The following is a 19,486-nucleotide window of genomic DNA, read 5'->3' on the forward strand; positions in this document are numbered from 1 at the left end:
TCTTCTTTATAAACACATCTTAAATGTCTAACAATGTGATACAGTTCACAATCTACTTGATTTACTGTACTATTTTGGATTTGCAGCGAGTTGCGCTATTTATGAGCGAGGTTTATCCTCTAATGTTCGTTATTTGTTATTATTTGTGACTATTTATGTGCGATTATCCTCTAAATTTTCTAGAATGTTAGATTTAATGATTACTTATAAACGATTAATAACATTTAGAACATTCAACCGCATTAGATACAAAAATGGCTTCCAGCAAAAGCCAGAAGCCATTGAAAATATAAATTCTTCGCAGCTTAACGCTTTGAGAACTGAGGTGCACGACGTGCCTTGTGCAAACCAGCCTTCTTGCGCTCCACAACGCGAGCGTCGCGAGTCAAGAAGCCAGCCTTCTTCAAGGAAGCACGGTTTGCATCACGGTCAATAGCATTCAAAGCACGAGCAACACCCAAACGGATTGCACCTGCCTGACCAGTGGTGCCGCCACCGTCTACCAAGACGACAACGTCGAACTTACCTTCAAGCTTCAAAAGCACAAATGGGGAATTAACTTCACGCTGCAATAAGCGAGATGGGAAGTATTCCTCAAGAGCGCGACCATTAATAGTCCACTTGCCAGTGCCTGGAATCAAACGAACGCGAGCAACGGCTTCCTTACGACGACCAGTGCCATAGCCTGGAGCAACGGCAGAAGTACCAGTACCTGCGCCAGCGTTTGTCTCAGTTGTATAGCTAGTCAGTTCTTCTTCATTCTCAAGAACCGCGGAGTTGTTGTTATCTACCATAATCATATTCTCCTTACGATTCACTTAGCCTGCTGAGAGACCTGAGAGATCTCGAAGACCTGTGGTTTTTGCGAAATATGAGGATGCTCAGCACCAGTGAACACACGAAGGCGATCAAGCTGAACCTTAGCAAGACGATTCTTTGGAAGCATTCCCCTCACAGCGGAAACGATGATGCGCTTTGGATTCTTCTCCAAAAGCTCAGCATAGCTATCGCGACGAAGTCCACCTGGACGACCAGAGTGAGAATACAATTCCTTGCTCAACTTATTGCCAGTTAAAGCAATCTTATCTGCATTAATGATAATGACGTGATTGCCAGAATCAGCATGAGGAGCAAATGTTGGCTTATTCTTACCACGCAGCAAAATGGCTACCTGGGAAGCCAAACGACCAAGCACCACATCAGTGGCGTCGATAATATACCAGTCATGAGTTAAATCTGCTGGTTTCGGTGTGAAAGTCTTCACAATCGTACCTTTTCTCTATTGTGTTTCGAGCTTTACATCTTCTTGGTTTATAGGAGATATGCTGCTCATAATCCGTGGGCTCCCTGAAAGTCCTCGATGGCGAGTGGGAAAAGCGCTTTGAAGGACCCCTTAGGGAAACACAACAATCTGCAAGTATATCGCCATATGACGACTATTTGCAAGTTTCTATTTTACATACAATGCGGACTGCAACGCTCGCGAATATCAACAAACGCTACAGCCCGCAATTAATCACGCATCTAGAACTACTTATTCATGATTTGCGCTAAAGACTTAACTCTAGGCAAGTCAAATAAGTTGTCTAAAAGAACAGGATTACAATTAGCATCAGCCAAAGGAATACGCCAATTTGGATATTCATCATTGGTGCCAGGCTGATTCTGAGCACGATGTTCACCCGTTGCATCAACAATGGATGCAGCAAGCAGCTTGGAAGGAGCAGCTTTAAGTGCTCGATATAATGCTTCTACAATCTCTTGCTCATGCTCAGATTCATTTTCTAGAGCCTTCTTGTCTAAGAAACCTCCAGAAACAAGCATTTTCAGCATTGCATTATGCTCTTTAACAGCACCAGCGCGGAATTCTTCTACGGATCCCGAAAGAAGATTCAAACGCTCGCGAATATTAACGTGCTCGTAGTTTAAGTAGCCTGCAGCAGGTGGCAAATCGTGAGTATTGACAGAAGCAAGCGTCATTTCGCGCCACTTCTTAGGCTCGCGGAATGCACCATCCCTCTGTTCAAACCACTCAACCGTGCATCCAAGAACCTTATTCTTAGCCAAAACTTCCAAAGTTTCAGCTGGCACAACACCAAGGTCTTCTCCAACTACAACACCATTTGCGCGCGTAGCTTCAATCGCAAGAATGCCAAGCATAACGTCTGCATCATAGTAAACGTAAGCTCCGTCACCTGGAGTAGATCCTTCTGGAATCCACCATAAGCGGAAAAGCCCAAGAATATGGTCAATTCGCACAGCGCCAGCAGACGCAAACATTCCGTGAACCATATCTTTGTACACTTTAAATCCAGTGCGCTCAAGCTCGAATGGATTAAGCGGAGGCTGAGACCAGTTTTGACCCTGCTGATTGAAGTAATCAGGAGGAGCACCTACGCAAGCACCATTGGCAAATCGCTCTGGATTCCACCAAACCTCGGAGCCTGCAGGATGCACGCCAACAGCCATATCCGACATAATGCCAATGCGCATACCCGCATTTTTAGCTGCAACTTGAGCATCATGCAATTGCGTAAACGCAATCCACTCAAGCCAACGATAAAACTCTAGAGTATCTGGGAATTGTTTACATAAAGCGCTAATCTCATCGGAATCTTTAGTAAGATGCTTCTCCCAGCAGTCTTCTCCCTTAGGAGCACCCCACTTATCGTAGCAAAGGCACCAAGTTGCATAAGATTCAAGACGCTCACCCATGTCCTGCTTAAATGCTTCAAATTCTTCGGAGCGTTCAGCAGAAAGTCCAGACTTAAAAATAATCCACAAAGCATGCATTTTTACTCGCCACATGGAGTCACGATCAACAATTTGAGCATCATTATTAAGAGGCTCTACTTCGTTATGAAGATCGTCAACAGTCTTACGATCCTTATCATTAAGCGAATCATATTCTGGAATTATTTCTGGGCGAATATAGGTTACATTAACCATTCCTCTTGCGACTGGCAAATAAGGAGACGGCGTTAATGGTGCAACTGGTTCACCTGCATGCAATGGGTTTACAAGCACAAAATCTGCACCTGTTTTTTTCTTTGATTGCACAAGAAGATCAGCTAAATCTGCGTAATCGCCAACACCCCAAGACTTAGAAGAACGAATGGAATAAAGCTGAGCCATCCATCCCCAAATCTGCTTTCCATCTTTTTCAAGCTTTTCTAGAGTATCAATGCTTTCTGGAGCACTAATAAGTGACGCCTCTTCTACTCGATCCGCAACGCTTATTCGTAGAGTGTGATACCCCATAGGCACGTCTGCTGGAATTGTCAACAAAGAGCTTGCCACAAAAGTGCCATTAACAGGGAACGCAACATCATCTTTACATGGAGAAATCTGCAAGTCACCTTGGTACTGTTCTCCATCTTCCAATATCAAAGTTGCTGTAGGATACTCCAAAATACCTGTGTTGATTATAACAGTGTCTTCTTTACCAACTGTATGCAACACCGTTGGAGCAACTAAACGTGTATGACGTTCCAAAAGAATCTTCTGCATTGATTCTTCAATCGCTTTATCAGTACTTGCATCTACGCACAGAGAGCGCAATACTTTTACAAGCACGTTATCAGCAATCTGATGTTCTATTCCATCCGATCCAACGAATTTGGAGCGCACTCCCATTAACTCAACCAAACGCCTTAATGGGCTTGTTTGCTGAGTACTTTCTTCATTTTTATTGTTCATAGTTTCCATCGTAGTATATATGTGAGTTTTTTATGCAAACGTATGCAATTATTGTTTAATTTAATTTTACACTCAAGACTTATCTAAATTTTTTTATTTATTTAAAACTTTATTTATTTAAAACTTCTAATGCGGCAGAGGAAACATCTGGGTCTTTGTCTTTTGACAAAGCTATCAATGTTGACTGCGACACACCAGGATTAAGCGCCACTGCTCTTCTTACCATTGCGGAAAGTACTGGCGAATCCTTACTTTCTTCACCTACACCAAGTGAGGCTAAGTAATCTAATGTTTGTGCCCCAACGCCTTCGGTTTGAGCACCCTCGAGACGCATTTTCCATGATGTCTGCGGATTGCACAATGCAGCATCTCTAACTTCTCCGCAAGAATCTTTAGTAAGTCTTCCTACTAGCCAATTTTTAGCATTACGATTTTTAGCAACAGCTAAACGAACGTTATCAGATTTATCCTGTGAAAGTTTAACCAAAATATTAGGGAATGGCATCACTGTTGCTAGATGAATACGATCTTCTTCTGGAGTATTTATGTTGCCTGCTACAGCTTCTAGTAATGCCGTAGCCCTAGAAAATTCTGCTTGATCTGCTCTATCTGGGAGTTCTTTTACAGCAAATTCGTGAAGCTCTTTAGAATTACTGGAGTGGCGTAAACGCTCATAAATAGATGTCAAAGGCTCATAAATTTCATGAGAATCGTCATGAGAATTACTATGCGAATCATCATTGTGTTCAAGATTATTTTGATCTTGTATATCACTCATAATCTACTCACCAACCTTTTAGCTACCAATATCCAATATAATGTATCAGTTTTACGACACAAATTCTAAAACCGACAAGGTGAGAAAAACTTTATCAGGAAATCCTACTGTAAACACCACATGATTTAGGAATTATTATAGCTGAAAATGTATTTTTTACTGATTCTAAAAATCTGTCTGACTCTTCAAAAGGAACACAAACCTTTAAATCTACAGAAATTCCGTATTCTTCATCCATAATTTCTGCGTTATGTTTTAACAATAAGCTTTTAAACATTCTTAGCTGAGTATATTCGACTTTGCAAGAAAAACAATTACATTCTATGATATCTGCCATTTTGCTCGACTGTATAGCGCCAGCTGCTGCATGTGAATAAGCGCGCATCAATCCACCAGAGCCAAGCAAAATCCCACCAAAATAACGCGTAACTGTTACAACTGTATCTGTAAGATTAGAAGCCCTTACAACATCTAGAATAGGTTTCCCAGCAGTACCTGAAGGCTCTCCGTCGTCACTCATGCGCTCACACAGTCTGCCATTATTGTCTCCGCACACAGCAGCATAAGCCACGTGCCGCGCCTTAGGATGTTTTAGCCTAATAGACTCTACAAAATCTATTGCTTCTTCAAGAGTTGTTATATGGCAAGCATCTGAAATAAATTCAGACTTCTTTTCCACGAAGGCAAAGTGCGCAGGATTTTCGCATAAATCAGTTACGGTTCGCATATTATTCATACTTAATATTCAAATCGTTTTCAATTCAAACAGTTTAAACGCTATCGATAAATCATACGAAACCGTTAGAATCACAAATCACGATTTATCGTATCTCATTAAATGATCTACAACATCAACAAGTTCAGCAACTTTCTTGTCGGTAACTTTTTGATCTGAAGCATTTTGCGCCGCCTCTAAAGCTTTTGAGATTTCCTGATGAGCAACTATAAGAGCAACAGCTCTAAGAGCTGCAGTAGAAGCAGAAAGCTGCATAAGAATATTTGTATAATCTTCTCCCTTTTCGATCATATTCTCAACAGCATGAACCTGTCCACATACCCTATGTAGACGAACCAACATTTTTTCTTTATCTATGTTGTAGTCGCTCATATAAAACCTCGTAGTATAAACAGTACTTCTTACATATTGTCTATATCAAAATTGTGCGTTGTATAGTATGCATGCATAAACTACGCCGCATCAATAAACTATATCTATAGAAAACGATATCTATAGAATAAATTATGCATATTATACAACGCAACAATTTTATTTGTATTTAATATTTTGTTAATATACAACGCGATATATATTTTTTCCCAAAACTATAGCACCAGCAATAAGTAATACTGCCATAGAAAGCATCAAGACACTCTCAATTTTTATACCAGCATTAAATAAAGATGTGGCACTTACAACACCTGCACGAGCATGCCTGCGCTTATTCCTTTTTGTATTTGTATATTCTGATTGGCTTTCTGCAAGAGACTCAGATCCTAAATCAGATGCTTCTTTTTTAGATTTATTATCATTCTGTTCATCAGTATTTAGGCTGGAAACCGCTGCAGAAGCTGTTCTCTTTGTTGTGCGACCATCTTTTTTATCACTATTCGTATTGCCTTTATGCACAGTTACGCTACTACCAGAATCTTTCTTAGATGACTTATCTGCTTTATCACTGTGAACATTTTTGCTACTCAAATTCTCATTATCGGCATTTTCCGTATTCTCTGCATTCACAGATTTATCTGATTTACCAGCACTACCAGCGTTTCTTGCATTATCTGATTTACCAGCATTATCTGTGTTACCAGCATTCCCAGCATTATCTGATTTACCTGATTTACCTGCGTTTGTTTTATCTACTACGCCAGCATTATTTTCTTTATCACTTTTATCGACTTTGTTACTTTCATTATTCTTTTGCGAAGAACCGTTTACATTTGTATTATCACTATTAACAGCAGAATGAGAATCAGAACCACTCTGAGAACTATCTGCATTAATATTGCTATTTTGTTTACCTTCAACATCACCAGTTTGCTTATGTTGTTTTTGCGAACCAGCATTTTGACCACCTTGATTCTGCGCAGTTTGGGTACTATTGCCTTGACTTTGTGTATTTTGATTAGTATTTGGCTGCGTATTTGACTGAGTATCTTGTTTATTATTTTGTTGCGCACCTTGATCATGAGAGTTTTGCTTGTTGACGATATTGTCTACAACAGCGCCTCCAGCAGACGTTTTTGGATCTATCTCATTCTTAGTGACTTCACCAGATTCTTCTACTTTATTATCATTGTTGTTTACTTTATTATCATTGTTCTTCGTAGATACGTTATCACTTTTATTACCACCATTCGGCTTCGCATCACCACTTGGCTTTACATCACCACTCGGCTTATCACCACCATTCGGCTTAACGTCACCGTTCGGCTTCTCATCACCATTTGGCTTATTACCATTTGGTTTCACGTCATCATTTGGTTTTACATCTCCGACACTCGGCTTAGACCCACCATTCGGCTTATCACCATTCGGCTTTGCGCCACCACTCGGCTTTACATCACCAGCATTACCTGCAGAATTATTATTTACTGTTTTATGCTCTTCTTTTTCTTGAGTAAATATGCTTCTACTGTCTTCATCGTTAAACGCTGTTTTAAACGCTTCTGCTCTAGAAGAACCAGGGAAATCATATACAAACACATACATTCCACTTTCGCCCGAATTGCCAGACTTCAAATTAACAATATCGGCAACTTTCTTTCCAAGCTCTGACTCTTCTTTTTCATTACCCTTTTCACTATTGCCAACAGCACCACTATTACCAGCGCCATCCGCAGAATCTTCCTTTAGCATCACTTTTCCGTTAGCAATCGTATAAACGCCATTTCTAAGCGGAACTGACCATTCGCCAATTTTCTTGTGATTATCGTCTTCCTCAGGCTCTTTATCTGATTTTGGATTTAACTTACTCATAGACTCTTTATCAACAGTGCCATTTTCATACCCAATCCACCACAAGCGAACTTTCATATTTTCATCGCCATCAAATCCATACTCTTTATTGCCTTTAAACATTCCGTAATCTTTTGGCGCGCCACTAACAACAATCGTATCTGATACTTCATTTGAATCTTTATTTTTAGCATTTTTAACATGTTTTATGTTTACTTTTGCCATATGAGTTAAAGTAGATTGTGCTTTACCAAAACCTTCAATAAAATCACTAGAAACAAAATCTTTAACGTCATTATCTTGCTCGTTTTTAGCAATAGTCCAAACCCATGTACCAAATAGTCCAGCATCTTGTTCACCAACTTTATATTCTGTTGCTTTTTCAAGATTTTCTGGTTTCATATCTCCATTTGTTACATGAACAACTGTTTTAGCTTCTTCACCTGATTTAGTAAAGTAAACGTCACTTGCACCTACTTGTCTAATGCTAGAATCAGCGCGCAACTCTTTTATGTAGTCATCTACGCTACTACCCACTGCACGTTCTTTTAGAATATTTTCATACGATCCTACAAAGTAGTATCCGCGCGCACGAATCTTCTTATTTTCAATCCAAGGCTTATTCTCTTCGTTATTAACGCTACTTTTTACATTACCTTCTACAGAATCGCCTAGTTTTAACTTTTTAACTTCAGATTTTGATGTAACAGCTGGGTAAAAATCTCTATGCGCATCAATAGAAATCGAACTATCAATATTATATTTCACAGGAGATTGCGATAATCTAAGCAAGTAGCAACCGCTTTTTGTATCTCTTCTCTCCAAGTTTGGAAGATAATATTCGCCATTAATATCAACTTTGCCTTCTCCAGACGCAACCCAAACAAATTCATCTGAATAATCTTTGTCTGTACGTATAAAACCTTTGCGTTCTGCTTTTAATTCACTATTGTTGTAATAATAGTTATCTTTGAACATAATATTTCCATTCGATGCAGTTATTTTAAAATCAACACCGTCATCACCGTTATATGCTGTTCTTAGAACTCCTTCTGCTTTTACTTTTATTTCACCAGAATTGCCTGAAGTCCCATACAAATTTTCAAATGAAACTTTTGTAGGAATTTTGCTAGCAGCTTCATTCCAAAGTTCATCAGCTTTAGCAGCTATTTCACTAAAATCTTTAGTACTGGTGAACGAATGCTGTTTCGCATTATTCCATTTGTCTTTATCTTCAAAATGTTCATGAATAGCATAAGCAATTGCGACTCTGTCTCTATAGTCACCGCGCCAATACTTTCCATTAACGCTCAGTTTTATCATCATTGCAGCAATCGCAACATCACGATTATTTACTACAGGACCCCAAGAAGTATCTGCAAACGCGTTTCCAGACTCATAAAGATCAACGCAATATGTAATGTCGTCATTAACTGAATACAATCTATGGTCACCTTCAGCTCCGCAACCATAGTAATTGCTTATATACGTAGGAATATCGTCAAACGCATATGCTCCGCTAATTACACCATTTCCAACAACAATTGCAATAGTCGCCAGCAACGCTGTCAGTAAAGAGAACATTCGCGTGCGCTTATTGCGTAAAAAGATTGGAATCTTTTTACATACATGTTTTCCCATATCAACTCCTTAAACGTTGTTTTCTCTTACGTGACAAACGTTTTGCTAGCCACGATGAACGAAAAATCGCTCATGCTCTAACTATGATTTAGGGATTTAATTATGTAAATAAAAATTTATCAATGTGGTTAAAGCCTATTTTAAAGGCGACTTATCCACAGAGTTATCCACAATTCTTGCGGTTGCTGGCGACTATCCAATGAGGAACAGTGGTTATAGCCCAAAATATCTCAAGGAAAAAAAATTGTAATTACGGGAATCTACCCAAAACGCAAAAAGCTCTAAATCACTGAAAAATCAACGATTTAGAGCTAAAACCGCGGAGTCAGAGAGATTCGAACTCTCGAGCCGCTTACACGACTAACACCTTAGCAGGGTGCCCCTATCGGCCACTCAGGCATGACTCCACTTTGTAGCTATTCAAGATAGCAACAGATTCAGACTATATCACCTCTTGAGGACGTGCACAATGCTTCAGCGACACACCAAACACACAAAAGTGGATTGAATAGCCAAACAGCAAAATTTATGCAGGATTATGGTCTCCTGAAAATGTAATCGCAACAGCCAACATAACTAGAGCCATTCCACAAACATCAATCCAAGTTGGCACTTCTCCAAATCCCATTCCAACAACTGCAGCAATAGCAGGATATAAAGCCTGCATAACAGAATATCTTGCCGAAGACACGCGCTTTAAAAGAACTTGATCCAACAGCGTAGGAATAAAAGATGCGCATATCGCAATAACAACCATCAAAGCTAAAAGCTTTATAGAACCGCCAGACTGTGCAGCCCAAGTAGCTCCTGGCTTAGGGTATATAACATGAGAAATCGCAGGAACTGCAAGTACGCTAGACTGCAACAACCATCCAATTAAAATAGCTACACTAACTCTGTCTATAGCATTAGAACCTCTAGCCAACATTCGCCCAGAGACAATATACATTCCCCACATGGATCCGCCAATAAGAATTGCAACTAATCCAACAAGAAAATGCGGACTTTCATTAGAACCCATAGAAGCGCTTGCAAGAAGCACGATTCCACACGCGGCAATAACTATACCAATGCGCTCACGCCACGTTTTACCTGTTATAACAGCAACCATTAAAGGTCCTACAAACTCGATAGTTACTGCGACCCCCACAGCCATGCAACTAATAGCTAAATAAAACATGGTGTTCATAAGAACAACGGAAATTCCTACTGCAACAACAATTAACCATTCTTTTAACGTTTTAGGCAAAGAATTGCGCGCGCTTATGGTGCGAAAAAGGTCTTCTCCAAGCAATCAAAAACAAAGCCATAAATCCAACGCGATACCACACAGAATACAACGGATCGAGCTGACTAAACGCGACTTTCGCTATTGATGTTGCTAAATAAACCATCGCCGCTTCTACAACAACAATCAGCAAAACAGGCATGCGATTTAGCGCGTTCACTATGATTTGTTTCATACAGCATACCCTACACGGCAGTAGTTATATTTGCATATTTTTGACTATATTTTTCGTAAAATTTATTGCGACACACTATAGATAAAATCGAACGTTTGTTCTACCATAAATCCATGAGCACAGCACCGCGAGTTACAGCAGCTAAACGCGACTGGGGGCATGACACGTCTGGCTGCACAATACTTCATATCGATATGGATGCGTTTTATGCATCACTCGAGGCGGCGCGTAATCCTAGGTTACTTGGTAAACCTGTGATTATTGGTACAGGCTCGCGCTCCGTAGTTTCGGCAGCCAGCTACGAGGCACGTAAGTATGGCGTGAATTCAGCTATGCCTACAGCGCGAGCACGAAGCTTGTGCCCTAATGGCATTTTCTTGCCGGTAGATATGCCATACTACGTTTCCATTTCATCTAGGATTTTTAAGGAGGTTTTTTCAAAAATCACAGATAGGGTTGAACGAGTCTCTGTAGACGAATGTTATATGGATGTTAACTCCGCACTTTTACGCTGGCATTCGCCTATTGTTATAGGCGAATGGATACGAAGCGAAGTCGCGCGTAAGTTTCATATCACCTGCTCAGTGGGAATAGCATCCAATAAATTAATAGCAAAAATGGCATCAACAAATGCAAAGCCAAATGGAATGCTGGTTGTCCCCCAGAACCGCAACGCTGACTTTGTGTCAATAATGCCATTACGAGCAATACCAGGAATTGGACCAGCTCTGGCAAAAAAGCTAGCAGCATGGGGAATAAATAGTATAGAAACACTAAGAAATATAGATGAAAAGACTCTGGAACGAATTGCTGGCTCTAAGATTGTTGCACAAATGCTTTATAACACTTCGCGCGGAATCGATAATCGGCAGGTCATGCCCCATGTTCCAGAAAAATCCATTGGTACAGAACAAACTCTCAATTCTGACACCACAGATATTGCAGCAGTGAAAAACCTGATCAGGCACTGCTGCAATGACGTGGCGCAAGAACTACGCAAACGCAATATGGCAACCAAAACTGTCACGTTAAAGCTACGATTCAGCGATTTGCACTATGTTACTAGATCTAAAACGTTAAGAAACGCAACGGATTCTTCCCATGAATTATATAAGCACGTTGACTCATTGTTAATGGATGCAGACCCTATAGTACACAATCATAAATTAGGCGGAAATAATATTTGCTTATTAAGCCCAGTTAGGCTGGCAGGAGTAAGCGCTAGTAATCTTGTGAAATGCAGCAAAACTTTCATTCAGCCAACTATTAATGACATTCTTGAAGAAAGCAAAAGAGAAACCGTAATAAACAACGATACATACAAAAATTCAACATCAATTAGAGAAAACGCAGTAAAAAATACTTATGCACGAATAAGTCACGCAGAACATGTTTTAGATGCTGTAAGAGAAAAATATGGAAACAATGCGGCGCAACTAGGTATTTAAGCATCTCTTTTAGGAAGAGCAGCTACACGATCTTCATCCCAGCCAGATGGACCAGCTTCTTGCGCTCCACCTAAATCACCAAGTTTGTTAAAGTACTCTACTGCAGCGTCTTTATACCATTCCCACTCTTCTGGAACATCGTCCTCGTAGAAAATGGCTTCTACAGGACAAGCTGGTTCACAAGCACCACAATCAACACATTCATTAGGGTTTATATAAAGCGTACGATCGCCTTCATAAATGCAATCAACAGGGCACTCGTCAACACAAGCTTTATCCTTAACGTCAACACAAGGTTCTGCAATAACATAAGGCATAACAAACGCCCCCCTTCTGCATTCTTTTGCTCTAATGAAACAATTTAACTTTTCTATTATAGTGCAAACACGGCGCGCAAAACTAATTGAGTCGACACGCGTAAAACCGCATGCCGACTCAACGTGATTAGAATCAATAAATCTAAAAATAAGATAATATCTTAATTCAAGATTTTATAATCAATTATTACCTGTCTCTTGAGCAGCTTCTGCACGAGCCTGGTCTTCAGATTCTCCCTGAGCCATCTTTTCAGCTGCAACAGCATCTTGAGCAAACAATGACTCTACAGGAACACCAAGCTTCTTAGCCTTGCGTAACTGCCTTCCAAGCAAAGAATTGCGGTAGGAATAGCCGAAGTATACTGCAAAGCCAATCGCAAGCCAAATCGCAAAACGAATCCATGTAAGCACGGAAAGGTTTAGCATAAGCCAGAACGTAGAAAGCGCAGCAAAAATAGGCAAAACTGGATTCCATGGAACCATAAAGGATCGGTGCAAATCTGGTCTACGCATACGCATAATCGGAACACCAGCAGAAACGAGCAAGAATGCAGAAAGCGTACCGATATTCACCATATCAGAAAGAATTCCAATATCTAATGTAGAAGCGATTATAGCAACTACAATGCCAGAAACAATCTGAATACGTGCAGGAATGCCGCGTTTGCTAACCTTAGAGAAGCTACGAGGAAGAAGACCATCGCGGCTCACAGCAAACACGATACGCGTAAGACCAAGAAGAAGAACCATAACAACAGTTGTTAAGCCGATTACAATGCCAAGAGAAATAATCTTTGCTGCCCAAGTTGCGCCTACAAGCTCAAAGCTTGTAGAAAGAGAAGGAGCCTCTTGCTTAGCCAAATCCTTGTACGAAACCATGCCAGTTGTAACAACAGCAACAAGAATGTAAAGAACAGTCACAATCAAAAGACCAAGACCAATGCCCTTAGGAATGTTCTTGTGTGGGTCCTTAGTTTCTTCTGCCGTAGTTGCAACAACGTCGAATCCAATAAATGCAAAGAACACAAGTGCTGCGCCAGAAAGAATACCAGTAACGCCGTAAACAGCTGGCTGCATGCCAGTAAGCCATTGCCAAAGCGGCTGGCTCATTGTGCCAGAAACGTGGATTCCCTTAACGCTAGCAACATCTGTTGCAGGTGGAACGAATGGAGTGAAGTTAGAAGCCTTAATGTAGAAGAATCCAACAACAACAACGAACAGAACAATACCAATCTTCAAGATTGTTAAAGCGCCATCAAAACGAGCAGAAAGCTTTGTTCCAACAACAAGCATAATCGTAAAGAATGCAACGATAACTACTGGAGCAAGATCGAAAGTAAAATTACCCAGCTTTACAGAAGTAGATACATTAAGACCAAACAAGTGCATTAAATCGTTAAGATAAACGCCCCAATATTTGGCTATAACGGATCCTGCCATAAGCATTTCCAGAATCATATCCCAACCAATAATCCAAGCAATAAGCTCGCCTACTGTAGTATACGTAAAGGTGTATGCAGAACCAGCAACAGGAATCATCGAAGCAAACTCCGCGTAGCACATTGCAGCCGTTCCGCAAACAATACCAGCGATGATAAAGCTAATAATAACTGCAGGACCTGCGTGGAACGCTGCAGCCTGAGCACCAACGGAGAAGATGCCAGCACCAACAGCCACAGCTACTCCCATAACGGCAAGATCCCATGCATTTAACGTACGCTTAAGATGGCGATCACCATCCATTGTTTCTGCAATAGTCTGTTCAACAGACTTTTTTCTCCATATTTGCATAATCCAACCTTCTCTAAAACTACGTCTAAAACATTCCATATAAGGGTATATATGTTATTAATCGCAAAAAATACAGTTCAACACACATTAAGTGCCATCAAACAATAATTTTTACGATATTAAAAGAGCATAGTACTGTGTTCAGCGGAAAATCACAACATAAATCGCGATTTATTATGTTAAATTATGCTAAATTTGTGTTAACAACTTACATTAACAATCTAAGTTAATGCCGATTAGAACAGGCTCTGGAACAAGTTTTACGCCAAAAGAATCATAAACACCATCTATGATTTTGCGCGCTAAATCAACAATATCTTTGCATTTTGCGTTATTGCGATTGGTCAATGCCAAAGTATGCAAAGAAGACAACCCAGCCTCACTTTTTATACCATTGTTTTGCGTAAGCCTAAATCCTTTATGGAATCCTGCATGATCAATAAGCCATGCGGCAGAAGTCTTAACACCCTTAGATCCATCTGGCAAAGTGGCGTCAAATCGCGGAGCGTCTTCTGGAAGCAAATCTGCCTGAGATTCTGTCAAAATCGGATTCATAAAGAAACTTCCACAACTATGACGATCGGCATACTTAGAATCGCCGTCTAACAAATCTCCACAAACATAGTCTTCATTTTGAAGACTAATCGCAGACTCAACACCGCTCTCGCTTTTTGCGTAGCACATCCACTTATTTGCGTAACGCATAGCATCTTCAAGCATGCCCTTAGACGCTCTAACGCGCAAAACTTCGCGACGAATCTTAGATGTTTCCATCCTATCGCCAACTTGCACGCCAAGCGCGTGAGCAAGCTGAGAATGAGCCACAACACCCGTTTTTGAATGCTTTAAGCAAAAAGTAACAGATAAAACAACATATCTAGGCGTTGGGAAGAAGCAATCGGCAGCAACACCAGGCGCCTTATACATGCTTTTTTTAAGAACAGACGTGCGGTATCCAAACTTAAGATCCGCAAGATTCATATAAAAAGTTGTTTTATCTTTACGATCCCAAACTTCTACACATTCAACGCTTTGCGCCACTTCCGCACCATATGCGCCAATGTTTTGCACAACAGATGCCCCAACAGTTCCAGGAATACCAGATAGCGCTTCTACGCCTTCTAAGCCAAGCTGAATCGTATGCGATACAAAATCATCCCAATTGCATCCTGCTTCTGCACTAACGTGAACTAAACAATCTCCACTATCCTTATCAACGCCATCTTCGCTAGGAGCCGCCTCATCTAAAACACAAATTTCACGCCGAGCATCGCGCACAACAACTCCGTTAAACAACTCGTCGCTAACGAGCATGTTAGATCCACCACCAATAACACACAATGGCAATCCCGCACAATCGGCATCTTCTACAGCTTCAATAACAGCCACCCTGCTATTAGGCTCTACAAAACGAGCAATACTACCCCCAACCCCAATTGTTGTAAGGTCTGCGAAAGTTGGATTATCAGATTTCGATAAGGATGATTGCATACTCATATGCCTAATCCTAACAGCACTAAATAACAAAAAACCCCGCAAAACGCGGGGTAAATAAAGCTACAAAACTTCGCCGAAGCTCACTCGCTTAGCGAGTCTCGCGATGGAGAGTATGCTTGCCGCAACGTGGGCAGAACTTGCTCAACTCGAGACGATCAGGCGTATTACGACGATTCTTCGTCGTGATGTAATTACGCTCCTTGCACTCCGTGCATGCAAGCGTAATGCCTGGACGGATGTCTGCGCTCTTACTTGCCATTTCGTTCACCTCTAGAATGTTGTGTGTTGACCAACTCCTGCTGGCCATTGTAGCGAGGAAGAGACTCGAACTCTTGACCTTACGATTATGAGTCGTACGCTCTAGCCAGCTGAGCTACCCCGCCAGAGAGCCTCGAGTGAGAATCGGACTCACGACCTCTTCCTTACCAAGGAAGTGCTCTACCACTGAGCTATCGAGGCGTGGCGGGTAGTGGATTTGAACCACTGAAGCACGAAGCAACTGATTTACAGTCAGTCCCATTTGGCCGCTCTGGTAACCCGCCAATGTTTCCGAACGGAGAAGAATATCTCCAAACGGCAACTTTGTTATTTTGCCACGAACGCGAGACTAATGCAAGATTAAGACACGCCGAAAGGCAAAAACCGCATCTAAATGCAGTCAAAAATATGATTATTTAAGCGAAAAACCATCTTTCTTTAAAGACTCGCATATTTTAAGAACACGGTCATTTGCTTCGGTTTCCGCAATTGTTATGCGAATACCTTCTCCAGCAAAAGCTCGCACAGAAAGACCTGCATCAACAAAACGCTGATTAGCTCGCTCTGTGTCTTCACCAAACGGCATCCAGAAGAAATTTGCGTACGGCTCGACAATATTCCACCCTTGTTCACGCAAACCGCTTACAACGCGATTACGCTCCTTAACAAGCGCATCTACGCGATTGCGCATCTCTACGAGTGCTTGAGGTTCTAAAGAGGCAATGGCAGCCACTTGCGCAATTTGACTTACTCCAAACGGAACAGCCACTTTTCTCATGCCGTCTACAACATCTGCAGCGCCAATAGCGTATCCAATGCGCAAGCCAGCTAAACCGTATGCCTTAGAGAATGTTTGAGCAACAACAACGTTTGGATATTCGCGGTAAAGTTGCATGCCATCTGCCGTGCCTTTTGCGTTGTTAAATTGCACATACGCTTCGTCAATAAGCACCAAAACGTCGCTTGGTACAGCATCCAAAACCTTTCTAGCATCCTCATCAGAAAGTTGCGCGGATGTAGGATTGTTTGGATTGTTCAAAATAACAAGACGCGTGCGCTCATTAATTGCATCAATCATTGCGTCCACATCGTGCGACCCATCTGCGCGATTAGGAATTTTAACGCTTGTAGCACCAGCACCCGTAACAATAATTGGATATGCCTCAAAGCTTCTCCAAGGGTATATAACTTCGTCTCCAGGACCAGCGACTAAGTCTACGAGCTGCGTAATAACCTCTGTGGAGCCGCAGCCAAGCACAACTTCATTGGGAGTAACGCTAAACTTTTTAGCTAACTCTTCTACAACTTCTGTTCCACGCATATTTGGGTAACGATTAATAACACCAAGCGCGCGGTTAGAAATAGCGTCTTTTACGCTTTCTAACGGCTCAAATGGGTTTTCGTTGCTCGAAATCTTATATGCGCGAATGCCGTCTAATGCGGGCGCTGGTTTGCCTTGCTTGTAATTTGGCAAACTATCTAGAATACTGCGGTGTTTGTAATCCATGATTTTATAATAGTCGCGTCTTAAACAAATTAAGCAAAAACGCTGAAAACAGCGGCGAACCGTTATTTTCAGCGTTAAATAGATTCAAATATTATTTGATTAATTACAAGCGATTAGCAAAGCAATCAAGCAAACAATTAATCAAAAATCAGCCAAGGATTGCAAGAACGTCACGAGACGAAACAATTAAATAATCTTCGCCTTCGTAATGAACTTCTGTGCCGCCATACTTGGAGTAAAGAACCTTGTCTCCAACTTTAACGTCCATAGGAATGCGCTCACCCTTGTCGTCGCGACGACCTGGTCCAACAGCCAATACTTCGCCCTGTTGTGGCTTTTCCTTAGCGTTATCTGGAATATACAAGCCAGAAGCAGTTTGAGTTTCTGCCTGAGCTTGCTTAACAATAATCTTATCTTCCAACGGTGTGAGCTTAATCGACACTGTCGCCACCTCTTTCTTAAGAGAAATGTAACTATTCGCACAAATAATATTGACGAGGCTGACGATCACGTCAAAACTATCGCGCACTGTGATTTATAATAGCGCGTTTTTAGCACTCTACCAACTAGAGTGCTAAAATTTTGGAAAATTTTTTAAAAATATGTGTATCTTAATCTATTTTTAAACTTATTTTCATGCAGTGCGACGAGCTAAAACATCTCGCAAATCAGCTTTTCCTAATGAATCTTCAGTAATAACTGGTGGTTCCACATTATTATCGGAAGCTTCTTTAGTAGAAAGCGGTTTTTTAGCTGAAATTGCCTTAGCAACCTGCTTAGTGGACTTTATTTCCAAGCTTAACGGACCATTATTCTTGTCATTTGAAGAAGATTCTGTAGAATCAGACCCAAACGAGAAAGATATTAAATCTTGATGAGATTCAGACGAATCAGACGCGCCAGAAGAATAAGATACATCAGGCAAAGACGATGACTGATTACCAGCAGATACATAACCATTAGCATTCTGCGAATTGACGCGTTCTAAAGCCATACTAATTTCACGCTGCTGCATAACAGAAGTTTCTGTATTGTCTTGAGTATTCGACGAATATTGTGTAACAGAACCTGATGAATAATTTTGATACTCTTCTTCATGAGCTACAACAGAATTGACAATTGCGTCAAAAACTGGTTCCACAATAGATTCACTAGATTCGCCATAACCTTTTTTACCATAGTTTTGCGGCACTCCAGCAGATTTGTTATAAGCAGCAACGCGCGCTTCCCAATCTCGCGCATGCTTTGCCGCAATAGAGCCAAAGTAAAGAACTGTTGACACCATAGCGAATGGTATAAGAGCGAACCAAGCAGAATATAATCCAGACAAACCAGCTACAAGAACCACAAGTGTCAAGAAAACAAGCGAAAAAACCAAAATACGGCGACGACGAACCGCAGCGCGACGAAGAGCACGAATACGAGCCACATGTTGCGGAGTAAAATTATCTCTTAACACCTTTGACTTATTGCTCTTATTTTTAGTGTTCTTATTTTTATTCGATCGCTTCTCTGACGGTTGCATTCCAACCCCTTTCGCCATCGCACCACTACACTCATGGAACAGCGAGGCACTACGCTCATCCACAATATGCAGCGAAGGTGAATACCTATCTTCGCTGTGCTCCAACATTGACTTCATGCTGTTAACAGTGCGCTTAGGCAACCAACCAAACATTAAGGCTATGATGATAATTAATACAATTAACGCACTCACCGATTCATAACCCATACGTATAAATATAAAGTGCGTTACGGATGTGAAGAGCCAAAACCAATTCGGCGTGTCGCAATTATAGGAATTATTACATTAAATTTTTACAAATTACTGCATCTTTTTGCATATATTTTAAGTCATCTTTCATGCGGTGCGGGAATGAGCTAGGATATGTGATGGAAATAAAGATCGGAGGAACCGTTGCCTACTTATCATTACCGTTGCAAGCAATGTGGATATGATTTTTCGGAATATCAATCGTTTGAAGATGACCCAATTACAGTGTGTCCAAAATGCGGAAAACCAGAACTTCGTAAGGTGTTTTCTGCGCCACCAATCAATTTTAAAGGTAGCGGATTTTATCGCACTGATAAATAATTTTTCAAGCAGGTACAAACAATTTGTGGAAAT

The 19,486-nt window shown here is 41.0% G+C and carries 16 protein-coding genes, 4 tRNA genes and 1 pseudogene; 2 read left to right on the top strand and 19 right to left on the bottom strand.

The features are described 5' to 3' along the window. Window positions 1–305: 305 nt before the first annotated feature. The 9 genes and pseudogenes from rpsI to HXT20_RS05750 all read right to left on the bottom strand — a co-directional run bounded on the left by rpsI (window position 306) and on the right by HXT20_RS05750 (window position 10,540). Window positions 306–794, bottom strand: coding sequence for a 30S ribosomal protein S9 (rpsI, locus tag HXT20_RS05710; protein ID WP_004114350.1), 489 nt, complete (start codon window positions 792–794; stop codon window positions 306–308). Window positions 795–814: 20 nt separating this feature from the next. Further along, a complete protein-coding gene (gene rplM / locus HXT20_RS05715) occupies window positions 815–1,264 on the bottom strand; it encodes a 50S ribosomal protein L13 (RefSeq protein ID WP_004114349.1) in 450 nt (149 codons plus the stop codon). Window positions 1,265–1,530: 266 nt separating this feature from the next. Next, window positions 1,531–3,699 carry a 4-alpha-glucanotransferase gene (gene malQ, locus HXT20_RS05720; protein ID WP_422114315.1) on the bottom strand — a complete coding sequence of 723 codons (2,169 nt, stop codon included), beginning with the start codon at window positions 3,697–3,699 and terminating at the stop codon, window positions 1,531–1,533. 109 nt (window positions 3,700–3,808) lie between these two features. Further along, window positions 3,809–4,477, bottom strand: a complete 669-nt coding sequence (locus tag HXT20_RS05725; RefSeq protein WP_004138770.1) for a hypothetical protein — start codon at window positions 4,475–4,477, stop codon at window positions 3,809–3,811. Window positions 4,478–4,571: 94 nt separating this feature from the next. Beyond that, complete coding sequence (locus HXT20_RS05730) at window positions 4,572–5,213, bottom strand: IMPACT family protein (RefSeq protein ID WP_020759949.1); 642 nt, start codon at window positions 5,211–5,213, stop codon at window positions 4,572–4,574. 78 nt (window positions 5,214–5,291) lie between these two features. Then, window positions 5,292–5,585 (bottom strand): metal-sensitive transcriptional regulator, encoded by a 294-nt coding sequence (locus HXT20_RS05735; RefSeq protein WP_004114342.1) that lies wholly within the window; start codon window positions 5,583–5,585, stop codon window positions 5,292–5,294. 180 nt (window positions 5,586–5,765) lie between these two features. Next, window positions 5,766–9,077 carry a hypothetical protein gene (locus tag HXT20_RS05740; protein WP_422114316.1) on the bottom strand — a complete coding sequence of 1,104 codons (3,312 nt, stop codon included), beginning with the start codon at window positions 9,075–9,077 and terminating at the stop codon, window positions 5,766–5,768. Window positions 9,078–9,397: 320 nt separating this feature from the next. Then, a tRNA-Ser gene (locus HXT20_RS05745) sits at window positions 9,398–9,484 on the bottom strand. 119 nt (window positions 9,485–9,603) lie between these two features. Continuing rightward, window positions 9,604–10,540 (bottom strand): annotated as a pseudogene (locus tag HXT20_RS05750) (EamA family transporter). 113 nt (window positions 10,541–10,653) lie between these two features. On the opposite strand from HXT20_RS05750, the gene dinB reads away from it, so the two are divergent. Beyond that, complete coding sequence (gene dinB, locus HXT20_RS05755) at window positions 10,654–11,988, top strand: DNA polymerase IV (RefSeq protein WP_004573715.1); 1,335 nt, start codon at window positions 10,654–10,656, stop codon at window positions 11,986–11,988. Here dinB and fdxA read toward each other — a convergent pair. The 10 genes from fdxA to HXT20_RS05805 form a co-directional block, all read right to left on the bottom strand. Next, window positions 11,985–12,305, bottom strand: coding sequence for a ferredoxin (fdxA, locus tag HXT20_RS05760; protein ID WP_004114327.1), 321 nt, complete (start codon window positions 12,303–12,305; stop codon window positions 11,985–11,987). The two genes, dinB and fdxA, sit on opposite strands and share 4 nt — an antisense overlap. A gap of 180 nt (window positions 12,306–12,485) precedes the next feature. Continuing rightward, window positions 12,486–14,096, bottom strand: a complete 1,611-nt coding sequence (locus HXT20_RS05765) for an APC family permease (protein WP_004116076.1) — start codon at window positions 14,094–14,096, stop codon at window positions 12,486–12,488. Window positions 14,097–14,309: 213 nt separating this feature from the next. Beyond that, on the bottom strand, window positions 14,310–15,593 hold the full coding sequence (locus tag HXT20_RS05770) for an FAD-binding protein (protein ID WP_101886617.1): 1,284 nt from the start codon (window positions 15,591–15,593) through the stop codon (window positions 14,310–14,312). Between the two features lie 88 nt (window positions 15,594–15,681). After that, window positions 15,682–15,852: a 50S ribosomal protein L33 gene (rpmG, locus tag HXT20_RS05775; protein ID WP_004114322.1), complete on the bottom strand. Its 171-nt coding sequence runs from the start codon at window positions 15,850–15,852 to the stop codon at window positions 15,682–15,684. Window positions 15,853–15,902: 50 nt separating this feature from the next. Then, window positions 15,903–15,976 (bottom strand) — tRNA-Met (locus HXT20_RS05780). A gap of 4 nt (window positions 15,977–15,980) precedes the next feature. After that, a tRNA-Thr gene (locus tag HXT20_RS05785) sits at window positions 15,981–16,052 on the bottom strand. A 1-nt stretch (window position 16,053) separates the two neighbouring features. After that, a tRNA-Tyr gene (locus tag HXT20_RS05790) sits at window positions 16,054–16,135 on the bottom strand. A gap of 128 nt (window positions 16,136–16,263) precedes the next feature. After that, window positions 16,264–17,358: a histidinol-phosphate transaminase gene (gene hisC / locus HXT20_RS05795; protein ID WP_004573708.1), complete on the bottom strand. Its 1,095-nt coding sequence runs from the start codon at window positions 17,356–17,358 to the stop codon at window positions 16,264–16,266. A gap of 148 nt (window positions 17,359–17,506) precedes the next feature. Beyond that, on the bottom strand, window positions 17,507–17,800 hold the full coding sequence (gene groES, locus HXT20_RS05800) for a co-chaperone GroES (RefSeq protein WP_004114319.1): 294 nt from the start codon (window positions 17,798–17,800) through the stop codon (window positions 17,507–17,509). 192 nt (window positions 17,801–17,992) lie between these two features. Beyond that, window positions 17,993–19,036 (bottom strand): hypothetical protein, encoded by a 1,044-nt coding sequence (locus HXT20_RS05805; RefSeq protein ID WP_004114317.1) that lies wholly within the window; start codon window positions 19,034–19,036, stop codon window positions 17,993–17,995. A gap of 240 nt (window positions 19,037–19,276) precedes the next feature. On the opposite strand from HXT20_RS05805, the gene HXT20_RS05810 reads away from it, so the two are divergent. Further along, window positions 19,277–19,453, top strand: a complete 177-nt coding sequence (locus tag HXT20_RS05810; protein WP_004114314.1) for an FmdB family zinc ribbon protein — start codon at window positions 19,277–19,279, stop codon at window positions 19,451–19,453. Window positions 19,454–19,486: the final 33 nt, after the last annotated feature.

It is taken from the genome of Gardnerella sp. DNF00109 (assembly GCF_049262845.1).
Lineage (GTDB): Bacteria > Actinomycetota > Actinomycetes > Actinomycetales > Bifidobacteriaceae > Bifidobacterium > Bifidobacterium vaginale.

Coding starts and splice junctions, on each gene's coding strand:
- HXT20_RS05740 (WP_422114316.1), bottom strand. CDS start 9,077: ATGGGAAAACATGTATGTAAAAAGATTCCAATCTTTTTACGCAATAAG.
- HXT20_RS05735 (WP_004114342.1), bottom strand. CDS start 5,585: ATGAGCGACTACAACATAGATAAAGAAAAAATGTTGGTTCGTCTACAT.
- HXT20_RS05805 (WP_004114317.1), bottom strand. CDS start 19,036: ATGTTTGGTTGGTTGCCTAAGCGCACTGTTAACAGCATGAAGTCAATG.
- HXT20_RS05730 (WP_020759949.1), bottom strand. CDS start 5,213: ATGAATAATATGCGAACCGTAACTGATTTATGCGAAAATCCTGCGCAC.
- HXT20_RS05765 (WP_004116076.1), bottom strand. CDS start 14,096: ATGCAAATATGGAGAAAAAAGTCTGTTGAACAGACTATTGCAGAAACA.
- HXT20_RS05770 (WP_101886617.1), bottom strand. CDS start 15,593: ATGAGTATGCAATCATCCTTATCGAAATCTGATAATCCAACTTTCGCA.
- malQ (WP_422114315.1), bottom strand. CDS start 3,699: ATGAACAATAAAAATGAAGAAAGTACTCAGCAAACAAGCCCATTAAGG.
- hisC (WP_004573708.1), bottom strand. CDS start 17,358: ATGGATTACAAACACCGCAGTATTCTAGATAGTTTGCCAAATTACAAG.
- dinB (WP_004573715.1), top strand. CDS start 10,654: ATGAGCACAGCACCGCGAGTTACAGCAGCTAAACGCGACTGGGGGCAT.
- rpmG (WP_004114322.1), bottom strand. CDS start 15,852: ATGGCAAGTAAGAGCGCAGACATCCGTCCAGGCATTACGCTTGCATGC.
- HXT20_RS05725 (WP_004138770.1), bottom strand. CDS start 4,477: ATGAGTGATATACAAGATCAAAATAATCTTGAACACAATGATGATTCG.
- rpsI (WP_004114350.1), bottom strand. CDS start 794: ATGGTAGATAACAACAACTCCGCGGTTCTTGAGAATGAAGAAGAACTG.
- fdxA (WP_004114327.1), bottom strand. CDS start 12,305: ATGCCTTATGTTATTGCAGAACCTTGTGTTGACGTTAAGGATAAAGCT.